At 70.5% G+C, this 23,534-nt stretch carries 23 protein-coding genes and 2 pseudogenes; 19 read left to right on the top strand and 6 right to left on the bottom strand.

Translation table 11 applies throughout. The features are described from left to right. Positions 1 to 43: 43 nt before the first annotated feature. The 3 genes from ACGFNK_RS08440 to ACGFNK_RS08430 all read right to left on the bottom strand — a co-directional run bounded on the left by ACGFNK_RS08440 (position 44) and on the right by ACGFNK_RS08430 (position 2,505). Complete coding sequence (locus ACGFNK_RS08440; RefSeq protein ID WP_393413176.1) at positions 44 to 352, bottom strand: hypothetical protein; 309 nt, start codon at positions 350 to 352, stop codon at positions 44 to 46. A gap of 61 nt (positions 353 to 413) precedes the next feature. After that, positions 414 to 1,961 carry a DEAD/DEAH box helicase gene (locus tag ACGFNK_RS08435; RefSeq protein ID WP_393413174.1) on the bottom strand — a complete coding sequence of 516 codons (1,548 nt, stop codon included), beginning with the start codon at positions 1,959 to 1,961 and terminating at the stop codon, positions 414 to 416. A gap of 340 nt (positions 1,962 to 2,301) precedes the next feature. Beyond that, positions 2,302 to 2,505 carry a cold-shock protein gene (locus ACGFNK_RS08430; RefSeq protein WP_030872951.1) on the bottom strand — a complete coding sequence of 68 codons (204 nt, stop codon included), beginning with the start codon at positions 2,503 to 2,505 and terminating at the stop codon, positions 2,302 to 2,304. Between the two features lie 625 nt (positions 2,506 to 3,130). On the opposite strand from ACGFNK_RS08430, the gene ACGFNK_RS08425 reads away from it, so the two are divergent. From ACGFNK_RS08425 to ACGFNK_RS08340, 18 genes are all read left to right on the top strand, one after another. Next, complete coding sequence (locus ACGFNK_RS08425; RefSeq protein ID WP_393413172.1) at positions 3,131 to 3,826, top strand: methyltransferase domain-containing protein; 696 nt, start codon at positions 3,131 to 3,133, stop codon at positions 3,824 to 3,826. 815 nt (positions 3,827 to 4,641) lie between these two features. After that, positions 4,642 to 5,886, top strand: a complete 1,245-nt coding sequence (locus ACGFNK_RS08420; protein WP_393413170.1) for a sensor histidine kinase — start codon at positions 4,642 to 4,644, stop codon at positions 5,884 to 5,886. Then, on the top strand, positions 5,883 to 6,560 hold the full coding sequence (locus tag ACGFNK_RS08415) for a response regulator (RefSeq protein WP_393413168.1): 678 nt from the start codon (positions 5,883 to 5,885) through the stop codon (positions 6,558 to 6,560). Before ACGFNK_RS08420 ends, ACGFNK_RS08415 begins: the two co-directional genes overlap by 4 nt. A 149-nt stretch (positions 6,561 to 6,709) precedes the next feature. Then, on the top strand, positions 6,710 to 7,270 hold the full coding sequence (locus ACGFNK_RS08410) for an RNA polymerase sigma factor (protein ID WP_393413166.1): 561 nt from the start codon (positions 6,710 to 6,712) through the stop codon (positions 7,268 to 7,270). Beyond that, positions 7,267 to 8,088, top strand: a complete 822-nt coding sequence (locus ACGFNK_RS08405) for a zf-HC2 domain-containing protein (RefSeq protein ID WP_393413164.1) — start codon at positions 7,267 to 7,269, stop codon at positions 8,086 to 8,088. Before ACGFNK_RS08410 ends, ACGFNK_RS08405 begins: the two co-directional genes overlap by 4 nt. Before the next feature lie 91 nt (positions 8,089 to 8,179). Next, positions 8,180 to 8,986, top strand: coding sequence for an ABC transporter ATP-binding protein (locus tag ACGFNK_RS08400; protein ID WP_352377820.1), 807 nt, complete (start codon positions 8,180 to 8,182; stop codon positions 8,984 to 8,986). Next, positions 8,983 to 10,356, top strand: coding sequence for a hypothetical protein (locus ACGFNK_RS08395; protein ID WP_393413162.1), 1,374 nt, complete (start codon positions 8,983 to 8,985; stop codon positions 10,354 to 10,356). Before ACGFNK_RS08400 ends, ACGFNK_RS08395 begins: the two co-directional genes overlap by 4 nt. Further along, positions 10,353 to 10,928, top strand: a complete 576-nt coding sequence (locus ACGFNK_RS08390) for a hypothetical protein (protein WP_393413160.1) — start codon at positions 10,353 to 10,355, stop codon at positions 10,926 to 10,928. Before ACGFNK_RS08395 ends, ACGFNK_RS08390 begins: the two co-directional genes overlap by 4 nt. A gap of 167 nt (positions 10,929 to 11,095) precedes the next feature. After that, positions 11,096 to 11,494: an ACT domain-containing protein gene (locus tag ACGFNK_RS08385; RefSeq protein WP_393413158.1), complete on the top strand. Its 399-nt coding sequence runs from the start codon at positions 11,096 to 11,098 to the stop codon at positions 11,492 to 11,494. 33 nt (positions 11,495 to 11,527) lie between these two features. Then, on the top strand, positions 11,528 to 12,751 hold the full coding sequence (locus tag ACGFNK_RS08380; protein WP_393413156.1) for a sensor histidine kinase: 1,224 nt from the start codon (positions 11,528 to 11,530) through the stop codon (positions 12,749 to 12,751). After that, positions 12,748 to 13,440: a response regulator gene (locus ACGFNK_RS08375; protein ID WP_393413154.1), complete on the top strand. Its 693-nt coding sequence runs from the start codon at positions 12,748 to 12,750 to the stop codon at positions 13,438 to 13,440. The genes ACGFNK_RS08380 and ACGFNK_RS08375 overlap by 4 nt, the downstream gene beginning before the upstream one ends. Before the next feature lie 225 nt (positions 13,441 to 13,665). Further along, complete coding sequence (locus ACGFNK_RS08370) at positions 13,666 to 14,097, top strand: hypothetical protein (protein ID WP_393413152.1); 432 nt, start codon at positions 13,666 to 13,668, stop codon at positions 14,095 to 14,097. Positions 14,098 to 14,179: 82 nt separating this feature from the next. Then, entirely contained in the window at positions 14,180 to 14,965 is a 786-nt protein-coding gene (locus ACGFNK_RS08365) for an ABC transporter ATP-binding protein (protein ID WP_393413150.1), read from the top strand. Continuing rightward, on the top strand, positions 14,962 to 17,589 hold the full coding sequence (locus ACGFNK_RS08360) for an FtsX-like permease family protein (protein WP_393413148.1): 2,628 nt from the start codon (positions 14,962 to 14,964) through the stop codon (positions 17,587 to 17,589). Before ACGFNK_RS08365 ends, ACGFNK_RS08360 begins: the two co-directional genes overlap by 4 nt. Before the next feature lie 15 nt (positions 17,590 to 17,604). Beyond that, positions 17,605 to 18,375 carry a trimeric intracellular cation channel family protein gene (locus ACGFNK_RS08355; protein ID WP_393413146.1) on the top strand — a complete coding sequence of 257 codons (771 nt, stop codon included), beginning with the start codon at positions 17,605 to 17,607 and terminating at the stop codon, positions 18,373 to 18,375. Between the two features lie 236 nt (positions 18,376 to 18,611). Further along, positions 18,612 to 18,890 carry a hypothetical protein gene (locus ACGFNK_RS08350; RefSeq protein WP_393413144.1) on the top strand — a complete coding sequence of 93 codons (279 nt, stop codon included), beginning with the start codon at positions 18,612 to 18,614 and terminating at the stop codon, positions 18,888 to 18,890. A gap of 74 nt (positions 18,891 to 18,964) precedes the next feature. Further along, positions 18,965 to 19,762 carry a hypothetical protein gene (locus ACGFNK_RS08345; RefSeq protein WP_393413142.1) on the top strand — a complete coding sequence of 266 codons (798 nt, stop codon included), beginning with the start codon at positions 18,965 to 18,967 and terminating at the stop codon, positions 19,760 to 19,762. Positions 19,763 to 19,947: 185 nt separating this feature from the next. After that, positions 19,948 to 20,670, top strand: coding sequence for a DUF4232 domain-containing protein (locus ACGFNK_RS08340; RefSeq protein ID WP_393413140.1), 723 nt, complete (start codon positions 19,948 to 19,950; stop codon positions 20,668 to 20,670). A 132-nt stretch (positions 20,671 to 20,802) separates the two neighbouring features. Here the strand turns inward: ACGFNK_RS08340 and ACGFNK_RS08335 are convergent, their stop codons facing one another. The 3 genes and pseudogenes from ACGFNK_RS08335 to ACGFNK_RS08325 all read right to left on the bottom strand — a co-directional run bounded on the left by ACGFNK_RS08335 (position 20,803) and on the right by ACGFNK_RS08325 (position 22,780). Next, entirely contained in the window at positions 20,803 to 21,270 is a 468-nt protein-coding gene (locus tag ACGFNK_RS08335) for a DUF5990 family protein (protein ID WP_393413138.1), read from the bottom strand. A 74-nt stretch (positions 21,271 to 21,344) separates the two neighbouring features. Continuing rightward, a pseudogene (locus ACGFNK_RS08330) lies at positions 21,345 to 21,616 on the bottom strand (IS200/IS605 family accessory protein TnpB-related protein); the annotation flags it as partial. A 348-nt stretch (positions 21,617 to 21,964) separates the two neighbouring features. Next, positions 21,965 to 22,780, bottom strand: a complete 816-nt coding sequence (locus tag ACGFNK_RS08325) for a hypothetical protein (RefSeq protein WP_393413136.1) — start codon at positions 22,778 to 22,780, stop codon at positions 21,965 to 21,967. A gap of 229 nt (positions 22,781 to 23,009) precedes the next feature. On the opposite strand from ACGFNK_RS08325, the pseudogene ACGFNK_RS08320 reads away from it, so the two are divergent. Continuing rightward, positions 23,010 to 23,450 (top strand): annotated as a pseudogene (locus ACGFNK_RS08320) (zinc finger domain-containing protein); the annotation flags it as partial. Positions 23,451 to 23,534: the final 84 nt, after the last annotated feature.

Here is a 23,534-nt window from a genome sequence, read left to right as displayed (position 1 = left end):
CACAGGGATGGAGTACGAGTCGGGGCTGACCGGCTGAGGCGGGTCAAGGGGAGAGGGCGAGCACGCCCGGTGGTCGAACGGCACCGAGGAGATCCCGTAGACGGACCCGGTCCGTGTAGGCGGAGCTTTCGCGGACGACGAGGAGCTGGGCCCGGGTGATCGAGCTGGTGAACTGCTCGTCCTTGTCACACACCAGCAGATGCTCGACATGTGCACCGGCCATGACGGACAGGGCCACCTCGACGGTCATGTCGTCAGGGACCCGCAGTCCCGATACGCCGATGACCTCGGTCAGGGCCGGGAGCACGGAGGCAGGCTCCGTAGGGCGCTGCAGCAGCTGGACCGGCGTCAAGGTGGAGCCTCCTGCAAGGACGGGCCTGCGAAGTCGGGTGAGGTGTCTGCCCACGAGGGTTCTAGGCCGCCGGGTTGGAGGCGGACGGCCGCTGTGCCGCGCGGCGTGCGGCCTCGCCGGTGGACCGGCCCTGGCCGGCGCGGCCGCGGCCGCGCCGGCGGCCACGGGACGGGGACGAGGAAGAGGCGCCGCGCCGGGGGCGTTCCACGACCGGCGCTGTGATGACGACCGGGACGCCCGAGGGCGCCTGAGCGCCTGTGATGCGGGTCAACTCCGCTTCACCCGAGTTCACCTGGGTTGTCTGAGGGGTGATGCCGGCGGCGGCCATCAGCCGGCTCATGTCGCGGCGCTGGTTGGGGGTCACCAGGGTGACCACGCTGCCGGACTCACCGGCGCGCGCAGTGCGGCCGCCACGGTGCAGATAGTCCTTGTGGTCGCTGGGCGGATCGACGTTCACCACCAGATCGAGGTTGTCCACGTGGATTCCGCGCGCCGCGACATTGGTCGCCACCAGTACCGTCACATGCCCGGCCTTGAAGCGCTCCAGGGTCCGTGTGCGCTGCGGCTGGGACTTGCCACCGTGCAGGGCGCCGGCGCGGACGCCGCTGTTCAGCAGATGCTCGGTCAGCCGGTCCACCGCGTGCTTGGTGTCCAGGAACATGAGCACCCGGCCCTCGCGTGCCGCGATCTCGGTGGTGGTCCGATGCTTGTCCGTGCCGCGTACGTGGAGTACGTGGTGCTCCATGGTGGTGACCGCACCCGCGGACGGGTCGACGGAGTGGACCACCGGGTCGTTCAGATAGCGGCGGACCAGCAGGTCGACGTTGCGGTCCAGGGTGGCCGAGAAGAGCATCCGCTGCCCCTCGGGACGCACTTGGTCGAGCAGCGCGGTGACCTGGGGCATGAAGCCCATGTCGGTCATCTGGTCGGCCTCGTCGAGGACGGTGATGGCGACGCGGTCCAGTCGGCAGGCGCCGCGGTCGATGAGGTCCTTGAGCCGGCCCGGCGTGGCGACGACGACCTCCGCACCGCCACGCAGTGCCCCGGCCTGCCTGCCGATCGACATCCCGCCGACCACTGTGGTCAGCCGCAGCCGCACAGCTCGGGCGTACGGAGTGAGCGCGTCGGTGACCTGTTGGGCGAGCTCGCGGGTGGGTACGAGGACGAGGGCCAGCGGCTGCCGGGGTTCGGCGCGCTGACCGGCCGTACGGGCGAGGACGGCGAGGCCGAAGGCGAGCGTCTTGCCCGAACCGGTGCGGCCACGGCCGAGTACGTCGCGGCCGGCGAGGGAGTTCGGCAGAGTCGCCGCCTGGATCGGGAACGGTGCGGTCACGCCCTCGTGGCCGAGCGCGGCCAGCAACGGCGCAGGCATGGCGAGATCGGCGAACGTCTCGACGGCACCGAGCGCGGGGGTGATCGTCTTCGGCAGCGCGAACTCGCCCTGGGGAGCGGCCTGTCGACGTCCATGACCTTGGGGGCGGCCCGGAGCACCGGAGCGGCCGGGCACTGCGGTTCCGGACCCGGCTCCGTAGCGGCTGCCGCCCCTCTTGGAGCCGGAACCTCCGGCGCGAGTGCGGACGAAGCGATCGTTTGTACGCGTGCGGTTCATGCGGAACCTTCCTTGATATGGCACGAATCAAGGAATTCCCGCAGCAAATGAGCAGCGCAGAGAATCGCGAGAACGAGCCGAAGACAATGCGGAATCGAATGGGATCCCGAAGGGAACGTGCAGGGAGTGCACAGGTGACGCGCGTGGGATTTTTCTCTCACGAGAATGGTGAGATCCCGGCGGCAGGATCAATGGGGTCATGACCGTGGCCCCTGGACGACCCTGCGGCTGAAATTGTGGTTGTCAGGTACGGTCGGGCAGGCAGCCCGCGCCCTGAAAACCCATCAGCTGGGGCCCGCACCCCACGGTGCGGGCCCCAGCTGCGACGTACGTGTCAGCGTCAGGCGGGAACGATGTTCTCGGCCGTCGGGCCCTTCTGGCCCTGCGCGATGTCGAAGGTCACCTTCTGGCCTTCCGAGAGCTCACGGAAGCCCTGAGCGGCGATGTTCGAGTAGTGAGCGAAGACATCGGCGCCGCCGCCGTCCTGCTCGATGAAGCCGAAGCCCTTTTCTGCGTTGAACCACTTCACGGTGCCGGCAGCCATATTGAATCTCCTTTGGGGCGGTGTTCGGAGTCCACACTGCGCGGACTCCGCGTCGTCGAGATGATCACCCCGCCGGAAAATAACCGGAAATGTAAGGAGCTCTACCGGCGTATGAAACCGGTGAGGGCACTCCCAAGCGTTCGGGAACCACAACTGCAACTGGGACCGACAGTATCACGGGGCGATCGATCGTGTGCGTTGAATAGTTCTGCTCCACCTGTCGAGTAAGGAACCTTCATCGAGCGTGGCGTCTATTTCTCATTTCGCGGCCACAGATATTGGCTCGCCCGGACCCCAGCGTTTCTGGCCGACGGGCGTCGCACGACGAATGCTGTGTGGTCGACGGCGCGGCCCACCGCTGGCGGCCGCGACGCGAACCACCTCCTTCCGCGGTTGTCGGCTGGGCGACCTCCCCTCGTACGAGCTCAGCGGGGCCGAGGCCGAAGGCCCAGGTAGGTCATCACCACCGCGGGCCCGACGCCGCGCGTCCATCTCGCAGCATCGCCGACGGGACACGCACTCGCCGGACCTCGCTGTCACGCAGTCAGACGCGTCACTCCTGCTGCCGATTGGAGTTGTGGAACATGTCCATTGCGGTGTGGGGGCATATCGGGAGGCAACACTGATGCACAGGTCTGCATACGAGCAGATGGAACTCTGCGTGAAGGAGTACATGCCGACGAATCGGCGGCACCGGGTCGTGGATCTGGGGTCGCGTGTGTCAGACAAACAGAGTGTCACGCATAAAGACATGCTGGGTCAGCACGACATCGACTATGTGGGCGTCGATGTGCTCGATGGACAGAATGTGGATGCCGTCATGGCCAAGCCGTACCGCATTCCAGTCAAGTCCAACAGTGCGGACTTTGTGCTCTCGGGTCAGGCATTCGAGCACATTCCGTTCTTCTGGGCAACGATGATGGAGATCGCGCGTGTGCTGAAGCCCAGGGGAATGGCATTCATCACGGCACCGTCGCGCGGCCATGTGCACGATGCACAGGATTGCTGGCGCTACTACCCAGACGGGTTCCGGGCCATGGCTGCGTACTCGGGACTCGAATTGCGCGAGGCCTACACAGATTTCCCGCCGATGACGGGAATCCGGCACAATTACGCGGCCATTGACGCCAAACACGCCTACTGGGGTGATTCCGTCGGGGTCTTCCAGAAGCCCCGTCGCTACCGCCGACTGCCGATGTTCTTCGTACGCGAACTGACTGTCTGGTGGGCCAACCGCGTTGGAGGTGTCCAGAACACACCCCTGCCCAAGCCAGTCGAAGGGCGTGCGCTCTGCGGCCGCCCTGCGGACGTGCCGGAGTGATGACCGCGGTGGACGTGAACTGGCGGCCGAAGCCGCGCGAGGAGCCTGTGATGCGCCCCTGGCCGACCCGGGCGGCCGGGCATGCGGACACGACGGTCACGTACCCGCATGAGCGCAACGAGGGCGAAAAGGACGTCGGCCAGCCCGCCGACTCTGACCATCACGGTTGCCGGTCTAAGCCGGTATGGAGACCGGGAGATCACCTTCGGCCCGCACGTCGGGGCTGGGCCGTGCCTCTGTGAGCAGCTGGCCGTGTTGCTGACGAACCATCCGGACGCGGCGGTCGTCGTCTGCGACATCTCCGCTGTCGAGCGGCTCGCGCCGGCCGACCTCGACCACTTCGCCCAGCTACGGCCGGACCGCGCGGCGCGCCGGTCGGGACCGGGTGCTGTGCGGCGTCGTGCCTCGGCTGCAGCTGCGGCTGACCGGCCTGGGCGGGGTGTTTGGAGGAGAGGCCGGCGAGGCAGATCTCCGCGGGGCCGGCGGTGAGTCGCATGGGCAGTCCCCATCGTGAGCGTGATGGTCGAAGCAGCGCCTGCGGGGGACGGGTTCCGGCGCCCTTGCCCCGCGTCTCGCGGCGAGTTCCTCCGAACCCGCACCTGAGGGCGCGCGTCAGGACGGGGAAGAACTGCGGTGACGAGGAAGGTCAGTCCGGCGAAGGCGGCGAGGGCGATCTGAACGGTGCGAGTGTCAGCATGTCTTGACGACTCCGCCCGGACGGCATGTCCTTCCTCGGCCGGACAGCCGATTCGACGCGGCGCAGCTCGGCCATTCGGCCGACCCGCCGGTCGGCCGTTCTTCCCTAGCCTTCGACCGTGAACACCAAAACACCGTTCCCCGCAGGGCGTGCTCGGGCCCGGCGTCTCCAACTGAACCTGCCGATCGTCTCGTTGGCGACCTACGCCGGCCTCGCCCTGCTGTGGCTGTTTGACGTGGCGGCCTGGTCGTCATGGGACGTCCCGGCCGGGGCCACGGACTCCGAGTTGGACCGGCTCGGTCTCGTGCCCCTGTGCAGCGGACTCGTGGCGGCCCTGATCCTGCTCCTGCCCGCCCGCTGGATACGTCTGGAGACCCGGGCCTGGATCACCGCCCTCCTCTCACTGGCCCTGACCGCCTTTGCTGTCACCACCCACCTGCTGCCGGAAGAGTGGAGCTTCCTGGAGCTCGCCTGCCTGCTGATCCTGCTGGTACGCGTCTGCCGTACGACGTCGGCACTCGCCGTCGCGGTGGCGCTGGTCGTGACGCTCGGCGCCGCGGCGATCGTCCTTCCCTACCGGATGTGGGGCGATCCGCAGTGGCCGAGCAGCTTCGCCACCTTCTTGACGTTGGCCGCCGGCGGGGCGGTCGCACTCGGCTGCTATCTGCGGTCGCTGGACGCCCGCCGGGCCCGTGCGGTCGTCGCCGTGCGTGAGGGCGAGAGGATGGAACTGGCCCGGGACCTGCACGACTTCATCGCCCACCACGTCACCGGGATCGTCGTCCAGGCGGACGCCGCCCGCACCGTACTGCCCATCGCCCCCGACCAGATCGACCCGATCCTCGAGAACATCCGCAAGGCCGGAATGGAGACGCTGGACTCGATGCGCCGTCTGGTGCGTGTGCTGCGCGAGGAGGAGAACCGCACGCTGCGGCCCGGCGAACTCGTCCCCCAACTCGCCAAGATGGTCTCCGACTTCTCCTCGGGCGGCGAGCAGGACGCGAGCCTGCACCTCGGGACGGCGGCCCGCACGACGAAACTCGCGCCTGAGGTGGAGACCTCCGTGCAGCGCGTCGTGCAGGAGGCGCTGACCAACGTGCGCCGGCATGCCCCCGGAGCCACGGTTGCGGTCCGCGTCGACGCCGAGGACGACCGGCTGCGGGTGGAGGTACGCAACTCTGCCCCCCGCGAACGGTCCACCGTCCCGGCCGGGGGGCGAGGCGGGTTCGGCATCGTCGGCCTGCGCGAACGCGTCGAAGCGGTCGAGGGCACGCTGGAGACGGGGGGCACGGCGGACGGCGGCTGGCGAGTCACCGCCGTCTTCCCCGTACTGTCCACAGCTGTGGAAGGATCACCGGCGTGAGCACCTCCGCGACCAGGGTCCTGATAGCCGACGACCAGGAGATGGTGCGCACCGGATTCCGCCTGATCCTGAACACTCAGCCCGGCATCGAGGTGGTCGGCGAGGCGGAGGACGGCGCCGAGTGCGTGGAAATGGCCCGCCGGCTGCGCCCCGACGTCTGCCTGGTCGACATCCGGATGCCGAAGCTGGACGGCCTGGACGTCACCCGGGCGCTGGCCGGACCCGGGGTGCTGGACCCGCTCCGGGTCGTGGTGGTGACCACGTTCGACCAGGACGACTACGTCCACACCGCACTGAGCAACGGCGCCTGCGGCTTCCTGCTCAAGGACGCCGGTTCCGCGCTGCTCATCGAGGCGGTACGGGCCGCGGCACGAGGCGACGCACTGGTCTCGCCCGCCGTGACCCTGCGCCTGCTGGAACAACTGCAGGACAGGCAGCCGCCCTCGGCGCACGGCGGTGGCGCGGGGCCCCACCCGCTGACCGACCGTGAGCTGGATGTCGCGCGACTCGTGGCGGTCGGCCGGACCAACCAGGAGATCCGCGCGGAACTGGTCCTGTCCCTGTCCACGGTGAAGACGCATCTCACGAACATCCAGACCAAACTGGGTGTGCGCAACCGCGTCGAGATCGCCGCCTGGGCCTGGGAGAACGGCGCGGTCCGCCCACCCCGCTGACGCCTGGTCGGTCCTTTTCTGCCCCCTCATGAGGGAGCCTCATGAGGGGGCCCCATGAGGGAGCCCCATGAGGTCGCGTCACGCCCATCGCTGTGACGTACAACACCTCCGCAGGAAAACCGTTGAGCCGGCCGGGGCGTCTGTCTGGCGTGAGATCACGACAGGGAACGTTGGCGGAGGCGGACGAGGAACGGCTCGTCCGCCTTGTCGCCAAGGGCGACCGCGCCGCGTTCGAGGAGTTGTACCGGCGGACGTCGCCGTGGATGGCGGTGCGGCTGCGACGCCGCTGCTCGGACGAGCAGATCGTCGCCGAGGTCATGCAGGAGTCGTATCTGGCGGTGTGGCGGGCGGCCGACGCGTTCGCCGGTTCGGCGGTCGGCGGTTCGGCGGTCGGCTGGCTGTGGACGATCGCGTCGCGCCGCCTCGTCGACGCCTTCCGCCGGCGCGCGCGCCACGCCCAACCGCCCGTGGCGGCGAGTGCCGAGGCTGTCGTACCGGCCGCTGAGGACGAGGTGCTGGCGGCCACGGTCGGCGGCGACGTCGGGGACGCACTACGGCGGCTCGCGCCGGAGTTGCAGGACGTGCTGCAGGCCATGGTGCTCGACGGGCTGTCCGTCCGCGAGACCGCGGTCCTGCTCGGGGTGCCCGAGGGCACCGTCAAGACCCGTGCCCGGCGGGCGAGAATCGAGATGCGGAAGGCGCTGTCATGAGCGGGGAACATGCGTCGGAGCGGCTGATCGGCCGGTACGCGGGCGGCGAGGCGGGAATCCCCGGCGACGAGGTGTGGGCGCTCGAAGTCCATCTGGACGCCTGTGCGGTGTGCCGCGGCCGGCTCTCGTCGGTCGTCCGGGAGCAGGACGCGGCGGTGGGTTCGCTGGTCGAGGGCGTCTGGTCGGAGCTGGAACCGCTGCTGGGGGCGCACGCCCCAGCGCCGCGGCCCCGGCAGCGGCTCGGGTGGCTGTCGACGTGGGCGTCGCCGGTGATGGTGCCCTGGCTGGTGATGACCGTGGTCGTCACGCTCGTCGCCGTGGTGTGCGACCGGTTGACCGGGCGCCTCGGCGAAGGTGTCTCGGTGGTGCAGCTGTTGGCACCGGTACTGCCCGTACTCGGCGTCGCCGCCTCCTGGTCCCGCGGGCTCGACCCGGCGTACGAACTGACCGCCGCCGCACCCAGGGCCGGACTTCACCTGGTGCTCCGGCGGACGGCGTCGGTGCTCGCCGTGGTGATACCCGCGCTGCTGGTGGCCGGGTGGTCGACGGGCGCCACGGCCGCGCAGTGGCTGCTGCCCTGCCTGGCCTTCACCACCGGGACCCTCGCGCTCGGCGGGCTGGTGGGGGTGACCCGGGCGGCGGTCGCGCTGGTGGTGGTGTGGGCGGCCGTGATCGTGGCACCGGCCCTGGCACTGAGCCGTACGTCCTTCGCCCTGCAGCCCGGCGTCCTGCCCGGTTGGGCCGCGGGCTTCCTCCTCGGGGCGGTGGTGGTGGCCGTCCGCAGGGACGCCTACGCCCGCCTGGGTGCCCACCGCTGACTGCTCTTCATATATGACCTGCTCACATCTGGGCTGCTCTGGGCTGCTCACATCTGCTGACAATCAAGTGCAATCGAAAGGGCGACAACATATGCGCGCGGTGAGCGCGGCCGAAGTCGCACCGACGTCCTACGCCTGGGAGATCCGGGCCGAGGGGCTGAAGGTGCGGGCCGGTCTTCGCAGGATGGCCGTCGACGGGCTCGACCTGTCGCTCGGCACCGGAGTGCACGGGCTGCTCGGGCCCAACGGCGCCGGCAAGACCACCCTCATCCGTTCTCTGGCCACGGTGCTCCGGCCGGCCGGCGGAACCCTGGAACTGCTCGGCACGTCCCTCGGCGGCGCTACGGATCTGCGGGAGCTGCGCCGCCTGATCGGTTATCTGCCACAGGACTTCGGGTACTACAAGCGCTTCACGGTCCGTGAGTTCGTCGAGTACATGGCGTGGCTGAAGGAGGTGCCCCGGAGGGACATCCCGGCGGCCGTTCAGCGTGCTGTCGAGCGGGTGGGGCTGGCGGACCGGGCCGACGACCGGATGCGGACCTTGTCAGGCGGCATGGTGCGACGTGCCGGCATCGCTCAGGCGATCGTCAACGATCCGCGGATTCTGCTGCTCGACGAGCCGACGGTCGGGCTGGACCCGGCGCAGCGGCTGCGCTTTCGCGAGTTGCTCCACGAACTCGGCACCGACAGCTGTGTCGTGGTGTCGACGCATCTGGTGGAGGACGTCGCGGCGGCCTGCACGGCGGTCGTGCTCTTCGCCGAGGGCAAACTGGTGTTCCACGGCACGCCGGACGGGCTGGCCGCCGCGGGCGGCCCGAAGGACGTGGGCGACAGCCCGATCGAGCGCGGCTATTCGGCGCTGCTCGCACGTCCCGACCAGGAGCGGGGTGCCTGGTGAACGGGCGGATTCTGCGGATCGAACTGCGGCGGTCGACCGCGCCCTGGGTGGGCCTGCTCGTCCTGCTGGTCGCGCTGGCGTTCCTCCACCTGCTCAGCGGACCGTGGTGGAAAGGCCCCGAGATGTGGACCGCGCAGTGGACGTCCGCCGCGCGGTGGGAGCGGTTCCTGCTGGCGTTCCTGTGGCCCCTGGCGACAGGAGCCGGAGCTGTGCAAGGTCTGCGCGACCACCGCTCGGGGATGCGGGAGCTGCTCGCGACCGTGCCGCGCCCCGGCTGGCAGCGGGCGGCGAAGACCGCGGGCGCGTCGGCGCTCACGCTGACCGTCGCCTACCTGCTGGTGTTCCTTGTCGGAGCGGTGCAAGTGATCGCGGGCGACGGGTACTTCCATCTGGCCTGGCTGCCGATCCTGGCGGTCGGCGTACTGGGACTCGTGGCCGGAGCCTGGCTGGGCATGGGCATCGGCCGCACCGTTCCTTCCGCGCTCACTCCACCGGTGCTGGCCGTGGCGTCCCTCGTGGCCATGGTGTCCCTGGTGGTGGTGATGGACGCGGCGGCCGAGGGCGCGGTGCCGAACCGGGTCGCGCTGCTCTCCCCGGCGCTGCCGGAGGTGAACGATGTGTTCGTCACCGTCGCGGGCCGCGTCAGCCTGGGGCAGGCTCTCTGGCTGCTCGGCGTGGCCGCCACCGGATTCCTGCTGCTGGCGGCCGCGGAACGGCGTGCGCGGCTGCTCGCACTGCTGCCGCTCGCCCTGGGCGCGGCGGTTGCCCTGCCGATCCTGCCGTCGGATCAGGCACGAGCCTTCGTCGTCGACGCGGGTGCGACGGCACCGGTGTGCAGCGGCCGGGTCTGCGTCACCGAAGTGAGCAGGACCAGGCTCGCCACGCTCGCCGGCCCGGGCGAGGACGCGTTGCGGCTCCTGGCGAAGCTGCCGGGCGCACCCGGCTCGGTCCGGGAGGCGACCGGCGCGTGGCCGCCCCGCACGCGGCAGTCACGGACCGCCGATGCCGTGCCCGTGGACTTCGATGCCCCGGGATTCCGCGGAAATACGGTCGGCGAGGAACTCACCCGCAGCCTGCTCGCCGGCGCCGGAACGCCACCGTGCCTCGACGAAGAGGGTGATTACGGTCCCCGGTCCGTCCGCGAACGGGCCGCGCGGAACGTCGCGGCGGCCTGGTTCCTCGGTGAGCTGCGTCCCCACCACTCCGCCTATCTGCGCGACGAGATCGACGCGCTGGCCCGGCCCGCGTGGAACGCGCTGCGCGCGCTGCCGGCGGACGAGCAGCGTGCCCGGATCACGGCGCTGCGGGCGGCCGCGCTGTCCTGCGGCGGCGACCTGCTGGACGTGCTGGCGGGGAAGGCGCCCCGTTGAGGTGGCTGACGCTGTACGCGCGCTCCCGGCAGGTACCCGCCTCGCTGGCCCTGGTGCTGATCGGCGCCGGGACGGTGTGGGCGCTCGCGCAGGGCACGGGCGAGGGGCCGGGTGATCCGAGGACGGCCGCACTGGTGCTGACCGCGGCGGTCGCGGTGGCTGCGGCAGGACTGAGCGGGCAGGACCACGCGCTGGACCGGACGGCCGCGTTCGGCTGGGTGCCCCGGCGTGCGGCGCATGTACTGCTCATCGGAGCGGTCACCGGGGCGGTGCTGCCGGCACTGGCGTTCATGGGTGACGACGTGGCACCGACGGGGTTCATCGTCCGGGACGCCGCCGGGCTGACGGGGCTGGTCGCGATCGGGGCCGCGGCGTTCGGCGGGCAATTCGGCTGGACACTGCCGTTCGGCTGGCTCTCGGCCGCACTCTTCGTCCCGCCCTCGGCCGGGGGACCGGTCCAGGTGGCCACCTGGATGCTGCAGCCCCCGGACACCGCCGCCGCCACCTGGACCTCACTGACCCTCGCGGCCGTAGGCACCCTGGCCTACGCGCTGACCGGCCCCCGGCGCTGACGCGGGGTGTGATCGCCATCAGTCCCCGCCGGGGCCGGGCTGGGCGACACTGCTCGCCTGCACGGCCGAACCGCATTCCCGCTCGGCGCGGGCCCTGACGTTCCTGGCCAACCGGGCCGCCACCCCTGGGCGGGTCGAAAGTGCAGGCCACGCGTAGCATTTTGGCCGTGACCGGTGAGAGTGATCTGCGAAAACTGCTGAGTGGGATGCGTCCGACGCTGAATCCGGGCCGCTACGTGTTCACCACTGTCGAGGGTGGTGTGCCCTCCGGCGTCACCCCGGTGGTCACGGTCGCCGAGCAGGAGGGCCTGACCCTGGTCGTACGGCTGGAGGAGGCGGACGCGGTGGGGTTGGAGTACGAGTATGTGGCCGGCTGGATCACGCTGCGCGTCCACTCCGCGCTGGAGGCGGTCGGGCTCACCGCCGCTGTCGCGAGGGAACTCGCCGATGCCGGCCTGAGCTGCAACGTCGTTGCCGGTTTCCACCACGACCACCTGTTCGTGCCGTACGAGCACGCCGCTCAGGCCGTCGCCGTACTGGAAGACCTCGTGCTGCGGTCAGCCTGACTCGTTTTTGATCAGCCGTGTACGCTGACGGCCATGGTGCGCCCGTTACTGCCGCGACCGTGGATGCACACGGCCTACGACCTGGCACTCGCGGTGCTGGTGGCCTACACGACGCTGTTCTACGACACGGGCTACGACCAACTCATCGGGCTCTCCATGGCGTTGGCCGTGGTGTTTCGCCGTCGCCACCCTTTGACCGTCATGACGGTCGTCGCCGCCCTCGCCCTGACGCAGTATCTGCTCGCGGCCCTGGCCGAGCCGTTGGCGGGTGAACTCACCGGGTACGACATCGCCGTCCTCATCGCGATGGTGACGGTGGTGAGCCATGCCGAGGAGATGTGGAAGGCGTACACCGCCGGTGGCATCGTCGTCGTGGGCAACGTGCTGGCCTTCGGCGGGATCTCCTCGCTCAGCTCGGCGGCCGACTGGGACGAGTTCAGCGAGAACCTGACCTTCACCGGCATCTGCGCGGCGGTCTGGCTGACCGCGTACGTACTGCGGACCCGTCGGCTGTACGTGGCGGTCTTGGAGGAGCGCGCCGTCGGCGCCGAGCGGGAGCGTGCCCACCTCACCCGGCTGGCTGCCGCCGAAGAGCGCGCGGCCATCGCCCGCGAGCTGCACGACGTGGTGGCGCACAGCCTGGCCGTGATGATCATCCAGGCGAACGGGGCCAGTTACGCGATCGCCGCGGATCAGGACAAGGCCCGCCGGGCGATGCGGACGATCGCGGGCACCGGCCGGGACGCGCTCGAGGACATGCGCAGCATCGTGGAGGTGCTGCGCGGTACGAAGAAGTCCGGCGTCGATGCCGATGCCGATGGCGACGGCGGCAGCAAGGGTGACCGCCGCCGGGTCGGGCTGGCCCATCTCGAACCGCTGGTGGAGCGGGCCCGCGCCGCCGGACTCCGGGTGGACCTGCGCGTGGAGGGCGAACCGCAGGGGCTTTCTCCCGCCGAAGAGCTGACCCTCTTCCGCATCGCACAAGAAAGCATGACCAACGCGCTGCGGCACGCCGGACCCGAGGCCCACGTCACCGTCACGCTGGAGTTCCGCGCCGCCACCGCCGTGCTGGAGGTCCTCGACGACGGGGCCGGGAAGCTGGCCGGCTCCGCTCCGGTGCTGCCCGGGTCGGGTGGCAACGGGCTGGTGGGCATGCGGGAGCGGGTCGATGTGCACGGAGGCCGGTTCACCGCGGGCCCCCGGCTCGGCCCGGGGTGGCAGATCAAGGTCGAACTTCCGGCGAAGGCGGCGGCATGAACGGTCCGAATGCTGCGGCGAGTCCGATCCGGGTGGTGGTCGTGGACGACCAGCCGCTGGTGCGCGCCGGTTTCGCCATGGTGCTGGACGCCCAGCCCGACATCGAGGTCGTCGGAGAGGCGGGGGACGGCGCGGAGGCGCTGGCGCTGCTGGACAGGACCACGGCCGATGTCGTCGTCATGGACATCCGTATGCCCGTCATGGACGGGGTGGAGGCCACCGAGCGGATCGGCGAGCGCCCGAACCCGCCCAGAATCCTTGTCCTCACCACGTTCGACACCGACAACGACGCGTTCGCCGCGCTCCAGGCCGGTGCGAGCGGCTACCTGCTCAAGGACGTGCCGCCCGAGGACTTCCTCGCCGCGATCCGCGTGGTGGCGGCGGGCGACTCCGTCGTGGCCCCCCGGCTGACCCGCCGACTGCTCGAACGGTTCGCCGGACAACTGGTTCCCGCCCCGGAGCCGCAGCAGGAGGAGGACCGGCTCGCCGTCCTGACCGAGCGGGAGCGGGACGTGCTGGAACTGGTCGGCCAAGGGCTGTCCAACTCCGAGATCGCCGCCCGCCTGTACGTCGCGGAGACGACCGTGAAGACGCACCTCGGGCGGATCCTCGCCAAGCTGGAGCTGCGCGACCGGGTGCAGGCCGTGGTACTGGCGTACCAGACCGGGCTGGTCCGGCCGGCCGGCTGATCCTTCCGCCCCGGCCCTTCCTCCCCCGCCCCATCCGCCTCGCCGCAGGGGATCCTCCCGGTGTAGGACGCGGTCGTACATCGACGTACGACCCGGGTCGTACGAACGGCTGCCGGGGGGTCGTATCCCGATCCGATGTGCCGAAAAGCCGACCGCGCAAGGATTGTCGACGACACGAAAGAGTGCACGAAAGTGCCTTTCGCCGACAATTCCCGGGGGCGTCCGATGGTTATCACCGTTCAGACCGAAAGCCGCAACAAGAAAGCACTGGTATTCGGGATCGTCGTCGCGGTCGTGGTGATGGCGGTGGTGGGAGTCGGCGGCGCCTATTGGTGGCAGCAACGCAATGCGCCGAGCCAGGCGTCGGCGGCCGACTGCGCCCTGGCCCAGAAGATCATCGACGAGGCGCAGCAGCTCCCCGGGGACAAGGCCGCGGTCGAGAAGTGGCGGAAGGAAACCCGTGACCTGCGCATCGCGGAGATGAAGGACGGCTACCTCGGGCTGCGGATCGCCACGTACGAGCAGTGGGCCGCCGACCATGCGACGGGTGCGGCCGAGGCACCGACGAAGCAGGAACTGGCCGACATGACGAAGACGGCCAATTCGCATTGCACCGAGGCCAAACGCACCCTCGTGGTCCCGCCGATCGCGGCTTGACGCATTTCACGCCACACGGCAACGCAGTCGAACATCCGAAACAGCCAAAGCGGCCAAAGCGGCCGCGCAGGGGAATCAGACCATGGGAATCCGCGCCGTCGCGCACAGAACTGAAAGCATTTCCCGCCACGTCGGCGATGACACCACCGTCGGCGCTGAGGACCTCGTCAAGGTCTACGGCCATGGCGACACCGGAGTACGAGCCCTGGACGGAGTGACCGTCGGCTTCGCACGCGCCCGCTTCACCGCCATCATGGGCCCTTCGGGTTCCGGCAAGTCCACCCTCATGCACTGTCTGGCCGGCCTCGAAACCGCCACCTCCGGGCGGGTACTGATCGACGGTACGGACCTCACCGGCCTGTCCGAACGGGCGCTGACCACCGTACGGCGCGACCGGATCGGCTTTGTCTTCCAGTCGTTCAACCTGCTGCCGCAGCTGACCGCGAGGCAGAACATCACCCTGCCGCTCGACCTGGCCGGCCGGAGCGTCGACCGGGAGCTGCTCGACCATCTCATCGGCGTCCTCGGCATCGGCGACCGGATGACCCACCGGCCGGGTGAGCTGTCCGGCGGCCAGCAGCAGCGGGTCGCGCTGGCCCGCGCCCTGGTGGCACGGCCCGCCGTGGTCTTCGCCGACGAGCCCACCGGCAATCTCGACTCCCGCTCCGGCGCCGAAGTGCTGGCCTTCCTGCGGGACTCGGCGCGCGACCTCGGGCAGACGGTCGTGATGGTGACCCACGACCCGGGCGCCGCCGTATACGCCGACCGCGTCGTCGTCCTCGCCGACGGCCGCATCGTCGAGGACCTGGACGCCCCCAGCCGGGCGTCGGTCACCGGCGCGCTGCAGAACCTGGCGGTGACCCGATGAGCCGGGAACCGCGTCCGCGTACGGTCCCGGGACCGCTGGCCGCCGTGCTGCGCACCCAGCTCGCCGGGGCGCTGGCCCGGCCCGGCCGGCTCCTCATGACCGGACTGTCGGTGCTCGTCGCCGCGTTCGTCGTGTTCGGCACCGTGATGGCACAGCAGATCACCGAACAGACGACTGTCGACCGGTTCCGCGGCACCCCCGAGGCCGCCGACCTGGTCGTGCTGGGGGACGACGACGTCATCACCGACGCGCAGATCAAGGCCGTCCAGGCGGTACCGGGAGTGGCCGGGGTCGCCACCCGTACGGAGAACGGGGTGTCACTGGCCGAGGTCTCCCGACGCTATCTGGAGCTTCAGGGCGACCCCGGCAGCGGACCGCTGTCGCGGGTGCGGCTCGTGGCGGGCGGCTACCCGGACGGTCCCCTCGAGCTGGCCGTGAACCGGCAGGCCTCGCAGCGGCTGGACATCGAGCCCGGCGACCGGGTCGGCCTGCTCGTCCCGGTGGGCGGCGACGCCGAGGGGACCGAGGAGACCGACGGGACACGGACGGTCACCGTGACTGTCACGGGTGTGGTCGAGGCGAACTCCGACCGGGAGGCCACCGGTTATGCCCCCGCCGCCGCCCTCAACGCGATGGGACACATCGAGGGCTATCCGCGGATCGACGTCAGCGCGGAACCCGGTGTGTCCGCCGAGGCCCTGACCGAGCGGCTGTCCGCGGTGTTCCAGCGCACTTCCGGTGCGGCTTTCGATTTCGTCCCCGGTGACACCGTGCGCGGCGACGAGGCCCGCGCCGCGGTGGACCAGTACGCGGATGTCTTCCGGCTCATCACGATGTTCCTGGCGATCGCCGTGGTGGCCGCCGCTCTCGTCGCGACCTCGACGTTCCGCGTCGTCTTCGCCCAGCGGCTGCGCCAACTGGCGCTCCTGCGCACCATCGGCGCCCACCGCGGGCAACTCGTCCGGGCGCTCGCCGTCGAGGGCGCACTGGTGGGCCTCATCGCCGGTACGGCCGGCGTCCTGCTGGCACTCGGCGCCGGATACGCCGCCCCGGTGGTCGCCCACGCCGCCGGACTGAGCCTCTCGGCGCCCGCGGTGCCCGTGGTCGCGGCTGTGGCGGTGGTGCTGGGCGCCGTCCTGGTGACCGTCGGCGCGGTGCTCGCCCCCGCGTCGTCCGCCGCCGGGGTCTCCCCGCTGCAGACACTGCGCAGCGCCGGCACCCTGGCGGGCGAACGCGGCATCGGCCGTGCGCGCCTCGGCGTCGGCCTGCTCCTCGCCGCCGGCGCCGCCGGACTGGCCGGTGTGCTCCTCGCCGACCTGCCCGAACCGGGCGACCTGAACTACGACTCGGTCGCGGGCCTGATGCTGACGGTCCTCTCGGGCACCCTGGCGTTCCTCGCGCTGATCACCCTCGGCCCGCTGCTCGTACGCCCGCTGCTGGCGGCCGCCGGGTGGCCGCTGCGCCGGCTCGGGCCCACCGGGACACTCGCCGTCGGCGGCATCGGCGGCGCCCCGCGTCGCGCGGCGGCCGTGTCGGTCGTCGTCGCGCTCGGCGTCACCCTGGTCTCCGGCACCCTCGTCGGCATCGCGACCCTGCGGGGCCATATGGACCGGGAACTCGCCGTCCAGGCCCCCGCGGACTTCGATGTGAGCGGCGCCGTGAACGGCAACGGCAACGGCACTGACAACGGCACTGTGAACGGCCTCAGCGCCGACCTCGTACGCCGGCTCAAGGCCGTACCCCAGCTCGCCGACGTGACCGAATACCGGCAGACCGATGTCTCCGTCGACGGAATGGAGGCGTCCGCCGTCGACCTGGACCCGACCGCACTGCCCTCGTCACGGCTGCTTCGCCCGGTGAGCGGCACACTGACCGATCTCGGTCCGGGTGAAGTGATCGTGAGCAGCAGACTCGCCAGGGGACTCGGCATGGCGGCCGGCGACAGCATCACCTTCACCACGGCGAAGAAGGGCACCCTCCGGATGTCCGTCGCGGCCACGCTTCCCGACGAAGGACCACTGGGCGCCGACGCGATCGTCACGCCCGGCGACCTGGACAAGATGGGCGCCTCGCCGCTGCCGGCCGGTGTCCTCGCGAATGCCGCCGAGTCCGGACAGGCGGCCCGCAACGCGGCGGAGCAGGCGATTCGCAAGACCGTCGGCCCGAACAGCGCGATGGAGCTGAGGATCCTCGCGGAGGAGCGCGACAACAGCGACGCCGACATCGAGATGGTGGCCACCCTGTCGCTCGGTCTGCTCGGGCTCACCGTACTCATCGCCGTCGTCGGCGTCGGCACCACGACCGGCCTCACCGTCCTGGAGCGCACCCGCGAGTCAGGACTGCTGCGTGCGCTGGGACTCGGCCGGTCCGGGCTCCGCTTCCTGATCGGCATGGAGGCCGCGTTGTACGGCGTCCTCGGTGGCCTCCTCGGTCTGGCTCTCGGCGTGCCCTACGCCTGGCTGGCGGTCCGGCTGCTGAACCTCGGAGCGCCGTTGCTGCTGCCGTACGGAGAACTGCTGGCGGTCTTCCTGGGACTGGTGCTCGTCACCGCGCTCGCCGGACTGCTGCCCGCCCGCCGCGCGGCCCGGGTCAGCCCGGTGGTGGCGCTGGGCACCAGCGAATGAGCTCCGGGAGCACCCATGCCGACGAGCGAACTCAACCACTGGATCCAGTACGTGATGGATCTCTTGGGTATCTTCGCCTTCGCGCTTTCCGGAGCATTTCTTTCCGTCCGCAAGGACTTCGACATCTTCGGAACGATCACTCTCGCCGAGGCGGCCGGCCTGGGCGGCGGACTCTTCCGCGACCTCGTCATCGGTGTCACACCCGTGGCGTTCGCCGACCTCGGCTACTGCCTGGCGCCGCTCGGCGCGGCACTGATCATCTTCTTCGGCGCGACCACACACCACGACAGCTCCCTGTTCGACGGGTTCGACGCGGCGGCACTGGGACTGTTCAGCGTCACAGGGACGATCAAGGCCCTCACCCATGGCTTCGGCCTCACCGCCGCGACAACGCTCGGGGTGGCCACGGCCGTCGGCGGCGGTGTCCTCAGCAGCCTGCTGGCGCTCGAAGTGCCGCCCCTCCTCCACTGGAACCGTGATCTGTACGCACTGCCCGCCCTCGTCGGCGCCGGCTCCGTGGCACTGCTGCACGCCGTCGAGGTGCTGAACGTCTTCACCGCGGTAGGTGCCGCCATGGCGGCCTTCCTCTTGAGACTGTTCGCCCTCCGCCGCCACTGGCGCACCCCCCGCTCGCGTTTGTGGCGCGATCCCTTCACCGGACTGCGACAGCAGGCGGGCTCCGCGCAGTCGGAGGGTGCGCCCGCGGTCCACCGTCAGTACGCGCGGATGGAGGACACCCTCCGCATCCGGCTCCCCGGTCGGCACACGCCGTCACGGTGGAAGTGATCGCAATCGGGTCCGACCGCCGGCAGAAAGGGCCCCAGCCGCCCGTCGGCGGGACTCAACGGGACGGACGAACCGCGCCGTTCTCCCAGGCCAGGCGGGGAACGGTTTCAGTGCTCACGGTCGAAGGCTGTGGCAGAACGGCCGAGCGGTGGGTCGGCCGAATGGCCGAGGTGGGGTGCCCGGAATCGGCTCCCCGGCCGAGGGAAGGACCTGCCGTCGGGCGGGATCGTCAAGGCATGCAGATACTCAACGTGGTCCAGATCAGCATCGCCGTCCTCGCGGGGCTCTGCCTCCTCGTCGCCGGAGTGTTCTCCGTCCTGACCTCCCTCAGCGGTGCGGGTACGGAGGAACTCGTCGCGGGACGTGGGGCCCGGGCCCCGGAACCGCACCTGCCCACACGTCGGCGGGACGCCGACCGGCGTGACCGCGGCAGCCACGGCGGCCACGGCGGTCGAACCGAGCGGCCGCCGCTGCCCACCCGCCGCCCGGGCGCGGCCTTCCCAGGGCAGTGCTGACCGAGTGCCGCCCCGCCGAGAAGCCCCGTCGCGCCGGAGAAGAACGAAGAGACATGGAAGAACACGGAGGTCTCATGATGTCTGCCACGCCGACGGCCGCCCGCCGGCCCGCGGGCGGGGACAACCCGGTCGGACGGGCTGGTGCCGACGGGATCGACACGCCCTTCGGGCCGTGTGTGGTGATCTCCCTCGACCGGGCGCGCAGCGGGCCACTGTTGCGGGATGCGCGCAGAACTCAGCTGCTCCCTCCCGTGGTCCACCCCTGGGGGGCACTCCACGCCTACGCAGAACTGCTGACCGGACGACCGCGACCGCTGGCCGTTCTCGACGTGCCGGACGAGAGATGCGCGTACGTTCTCGGACACCGCGTCGCGCTGCTGCGGCGGCTGGCACCCGTGACCGTCCTCGTGCCCGAGGACACCTGCCCTGCGGCGCTGCTCGAAGCGGGTGCCACCAACGTCCTGGCGCGCAGCATGCCGGTCGAGGAACTGGCCGCCAGGCTGGTGGCGGATCAGCGCTGGCTGGCCAGGAAGGAAGCTCGCACGCCCTGGTACCAGGGGAAGGGGAAGGGGCAGGAGCAGGGCCAGGAGCTGTCGCCGTCCCACCTGCCTCCCCACCAGGCTTCGCAGAAGGTTCTTCTCGGTCTCTTCCTCGCCGATCCCCAGCCCTGGTGCTGCCACGATCTGACGCGTCTGCTGGGCTCAGCCGGACAGCCGCTGGCCCGGGCCGCCCTCCGCGCCCGGATGCTGCGGCTGACCCCTCTCCTCGACCGCCTGGGACTGGCTCTGTGCAGGACCGGCCGCTGGGGGCGTATCTCCTACACGGTCGTGTCCTCGGCCAGGCTCAGCCAGGACACGCAACGCGCGGCCTGAAGCGCCACAGCGCTCACCCTGCCGCCCTCGCGCCGTACACGGGCTTCCGCCCTTCCATCTGCACGGCCTTACTGCCGACCTGAACGCACAGCAGCACAAGAACCGCTGCTCTCCGACCAGCCGCCACCCGCCACTGCCACCCGTATCGCGAACGACGTAACGACAACCACGCAGGGGGAACCACCATGCGCACCGTACGACTCGCCACCACCATCGCCGCCTCCGCCGCCCTGGCCCTGACCCTCACCGCCTGCGGCGGTGACGACGACAACGGGGCAGGCAAGCCGACGCAGGCATCGTCGGCGTCCGCGACGCCCACCACCGCCACCTCGCCGTCGGTGACCCCTTCGGCCTCCGTTCCGGAAACCGGGCAGACGGCGCCCACCGCGGACGGCGGCAGCACCGGTTCAAAGACCAGCGGGGGGACCTCGTCGAACGGGAGCGGGAAGAACCCCGGTAGCGGCAGCAGCACAGCCAAGTCCGCGGACTGCGCGACCGGCTCGCTGAAGTTCACGGCCGACCAGGTCTCCCGGCCCGTCAACCACATCGTCATCAAGGCCACCAACAACGGCTCGCGGCCCTGCAACCTCCTTGCCTTCCCGCTCCTGGCGTTCGAGAAGGACGCGCAGGCCGCCACCGCCGAGATCGAGGAGAGCCGGCCGCAGGCCGTCGTCACCCTCGCCCCCGGCGCCACCGCCTACGCCGGCGTGACGACCTCGTCCGGCGACGGCAGCGGCGAGCGGTCCGTCCGCAACTCCGTCATCAGCCTGCACCTCCAAGGCCGAAACGGCGGCAGCGTCGGCAGCGCAGTGAAGATTCCAGCGCCCGGCGGCTCGCTCTATGTCGAGCCGGATGCGGCCAAGGTCACCTACTGGCAGGACACCGTGACTGACGCCCTGACCTGGTGAACGCGGGCGGGGGCGGGGCGCGGTCCCTATGCCCCCGCCCTCCGCGTGCCCCTTCTTCAGGTGCCCGGAGGCCCGGAGGCCCGGAGGCCCGGAGGCCCGGAAGACCTTGGAGTACCCCGATTGGGGACGGTCCTAGCCGGCGCGTGCGGCGGTCCAGGTGATGTGCGGGGGCTCGACTCGTGCACACAGAGGCCCGCCCTGCGCGTCCGTCAGGCCGAGGCGTCCGACCAGCAGCCCGTCGCGTGCGGCGGCGGCGAGTACGTCGGCGGGGATGACGTCGAGCATCAGCTTGGCGCGGCGGAACATCGTGAAGATGCCCGACTCGTCGACCGTGCCCCACGACAGGTAGATGAACCGTCGGCCCAGACGGTCCTGCACGTAGGGGCCTTTGACATCGATGCCGGTCGGCGAGGCGCTCGTGGTGCACTCCAGGGTCCATGTCGCGGACGGTGCGTCGCCGGGTTGTGGCTCGAGGAGTTCGGCCGGACGGTCGCGGCGTTGCACGGCGACGTGGATGTTGCCGTACGCGGGGACTTTGCCGTCGACAGGGGCGGGGCGGGTGAGGCCGGGCAGGTCGACGGCGTCGATGCGGATGCGCATAGCGGCCATCATCCCGCCATCGTCCGCGCAGAGAGGTCAGCCGGCCTCGATCGTCACCCAGTGCCGGACCGTTCCTAAAGACTGAGTGGGAGTGAGTCCTGGTGCCAGAACCCATGCTCAGCCGCGTGCCCCGAACGGTGTTGGGCACCCTGGTCGCCCGCTTTCGCTCCACCACCGGGCGGCGCGCATCCCGTGCGCGACCGACATCCCGCCTTCGGGTCTCCGGTCGGGCCTGGCCGGTCCGATGCCCCGACACATCGCTCTGGTGTGTCGGGGGCGGTGCCGTCCGTCGCCTGATCGGGTGTCCGAGGGCGCGTCGCCCGACCGCGATGCTCGCCGCATCGTGGGCAATCCGCCCACCCCGTCACCCCCGCCCGGTCGAAGATCCCGTCACGGCGGTCAACGAGCACCACCCGCAAAGGTCTCCCATTCGACCCAAGAACCCGCGTTCCCCTCCCGCAGAGCCCCCCATGGGAAGGAAGATCATCAGCGCAGGTGCCGGGCGGCAGCCGAGCGCATCCGGCCACGGCACTCACTCACACTCACCAGAGGTCACTCCCGCCTGGTACGTCGGCAGCAGTTCCCAACCCCTCTACGGCGGCCTCCTCGCCACCCCTGCCCACCCGCATCGGTCGGCGCCCCATCGCCGCACCGCGCCGGCGTCCGGCGCGGCGCATTGCGGCCGGCCTGCGGCTCAGTGGTCGTCGCGGATGGTGGTCGCGATGCCGTTGCTGATCACGACCTCGGCGGAGAAGCCTTTCTTGGCGGCCGTCTCCAGTTCGGCCTCGGTGCACTCGATGCCGCCCTGGCCGCCTTCGCCCGTGTTCGTGTCACCGCAGATGTCGCCGTAGCCCCAGATCTCGGTGTCCTCGGCGACGAGGAACTGCTGCTCGACGCCCTTCATGTCGGAGACCGTGTACTTGCCCGGCGCCAGGTAGGAGACGTTGCCGAACCAGGTGCCGTTGACACCCTTGCCCTCGTTGATGCCCTCGACGACGGTCTCGCCGGAGTCAGATCCGGAGCCGGAGCCGGAGTCCGAACCGGAGGAGCCGGAGCCGGAGCCGGCGTCCTGCTGGGCGGCACGCCGCTCGGTCACCAGGGCCGCGATACCGTCCTTCATCTCCACGTCGGCGCTCACGGCGCCCTTCTTGGTGGCCGTCTCCAGCTGGTCCAGCGTGCACGGCGCGTCCACCTTGGACCCCGCCTCGCCGCATATCGTGCCGACGCCGTAGACCTCGGTGTCCTCGGCGACCAGGAACTGCTGGTCGTCCTTGCCCGGTACGGACACGATGTACTTGCCCGGGGCGAGATAGGCGACCTTGCCGTTCTTGAACGAGCCGCTGACGCCCTTGGAGTTCTTGGCGTCCGACGCCTTCTCCGCGACCGCCGCCGTGTCGGTCCCGCTCGCGCCGGACGAGCTGTCGTCCGTGCCGTTCTGGCACGCCGTCATCAGCACCCCGGCGGTGATCGCGGCGGTGACGACGACGGCCTTGCGCAGGTGGCGGTTCATTACGGGAGGTTCCTTCCGAAGTGGGGAGCAGCAGGCGCCCGGCGGCGTTTCCGCCGGTTCCCGCCCTGTGCTGACTATGAGGAGTCCCAGAGTCCTCAGGTCACGCCCGTCTTCCCTTCAGGACACCGCCGTGGCACAGCCGTGACACAGCAACACATCGGCTTGGGCGGCGTCGCCATCTCAGGGTGTGCAGCGGTGTGAAGAGCGCTGGAGAGGCAGCGGCAAGGGCAAGCTCCAGGGCCTCTGGCCGGCCGACGACGAGTCGGAGCTCGCACGGCTCCTGGAACGCCAGGGACCCGCGATGGCGGTGAATCGTAAGGAGTTCGAGGCCGCGCTCTCCGCCCGCCGCGGCAGCGTCAAAACGGCCCTGACCGACCAGTCCGTCCTGGCCGGACTCGGCAATCTACTGGCCGACGAGATCCTGTGGCGGGCAGGACTGCGTCCCACAAGACAGGCGGGCGATCTCACCGAGGCCGACTGCGGTCGCCTGTACACGCACATGCGCCGCACCTTGCGCTCCGCGGTCACCGCCGGCTGCGTCCCGCCGCGGGACTCGTGGCTCACCGGTCACCGCGACGACCCCGCTCCCACCTGCCCGCGCTGCGGCAACTCCCTACGCCGGTCCCGCCTGGCAGGCCGCGGCACGGTGTGGTGTCCGCACTGCCAGTAGTACGGACCCTTGAGCCAAGTCTGTTGGTGGGGTGCTGGACCGTGTGCAGGGCCGTTCTGGCTTTGTCCACGAGTCCGTACAGCA

It is taken from the genome of Streptomyces sp. NPDC048825 (genome assembly GCF_043198355.1).
GTDB classification, from domain to species: domain Bacteria; phylum Actinomycetota; class Actinomycetes; order Streptomycetales; family Streptomycetaceae; genus Streptomyces; species Streptomyces xiangluensis.
This window is presented reverse-complemented; position numbering and strand designations above follow the sequence as displayed.

Excerpts from the sequence above, each read along its gene's own strand:
- ACGFNK_RS08355 (WP_393413146.1), top strand. The coding sequence starts at position 17,605 with ATGCCGACGAGCGAACTCAACCACTGGATCCAGTACGTGATGGATCTC.
- ACGFNK_RS08405 (WP_393413164.1), top strand. The coding sequence starts at position 7,267 with ATGAGCGGGGAACATGCGTCGGAGCGGCTGATCGGCCGGTACGCGGGC.
- ACGFNK_RS08335 (WP_393413138.1), bottom strand. The coding sequence starts at position 21,270 with ATGCGCATCCGCATCGACGCCGTCGACCTGCCCGGCCTCACCCGCCCC.
- ACGFNK_RS08375 (WP_393413154.1), top strand. The coding sequence starts at position 12,748 with ATGAACGGTCCGAATGCTGCGGCGAGTCCGATCCGGGTGGTGGTCGTG.
- ACGFNK_RS08425 (WP_393413172.1), top strand. The coding sequence starts at position 3,131 with ATGCACAGGTCTGCATACGAGCAGATGGAACTCTGCGTGAAGGAGTAC.
- ACGFNK_RS08365 (WP_393413150.1), top strand. The coding sequence starts at position 14,180 with ATGGGAATCCGCGCCGTCGCGCACAGAACTGAAAGCATTTCCCGCCAC.
- ACGFNK_RS08400 (WP_352377820.1), top strand. The coding sequence starts at position 8,180 with ATGCGCGCGGTGAGCGCGGCCGAAGTCGCACCGACGTCCTACGCCTGG.
- ACGFNK_RS08360 (WP_393413148.1), top strand. The coding sequence starts at position 14,962 with ATGAGCCGGGAACCGCGTCCGCGTACGGTCCCGGGACCGCTGGCCGCC.
- ACGFNK_RS08435 (WP_393413174.1), bottom strand. The coding sequence starts at position 1,961 with ATGAACCGCACGCGTACAAACGATCGCTTCGTCCGCACTCGCGCCGGA.
- ACGFNK_RS08340 (WP_393413140.1), top strand. The coding sequence starts at position 19,948 with ATGCGCACCGTACGACTCGCCACCACCATCGCCGCCTCCGCCGCCCTG.
- ACGFNK_RS08325 (WP_393413136.1), bottom strand. The coding sequence starts at position 22,780 with ATGAACCGCCACCTGCGCAAGGCCGTCGTCGTCACCGCCGCGATCACC.
- ACGFNK_RS08370 (WP_393413152.1), top strand. The coding sequence starts at position 13,666 with ATGGTTATCACCGTTCAGACCGAAAGCCGCAACAAGAAAGCACTGGTA.
- ACGFNK_RS08345 (WP_393413142.1), top strand. The coding sequence starts at position 18,965 with ATGATGTCTGCCACGCCGACGGCCGCCCGCCGGCCCGCGGGCGGGGAC.
- ACGFNK_RS08380 (WP_393413156.1), top strand. The coding sequence starts at position 11,528 with ATGGTGCGCCCGTTACTGCCGCGACCGTGGATGCACACGGCCTACGAC.
- ACGFNK_RS08430 (WP_030872951.1), bottom strand. The coding sequence starts at position 2,505 with ATGGCTGCCGGCACCGTGAAGTGGTTCAACGCAGAAAAGGGCTTCGGC.
- ACGFNK_RS08350 (WP_393413144.1), top strand. The coding sequence starts at position 18,612 with ATGCAGATACTCAACGTGGTCCAGATCAGCATCGCCGTCCTCGCGGGG.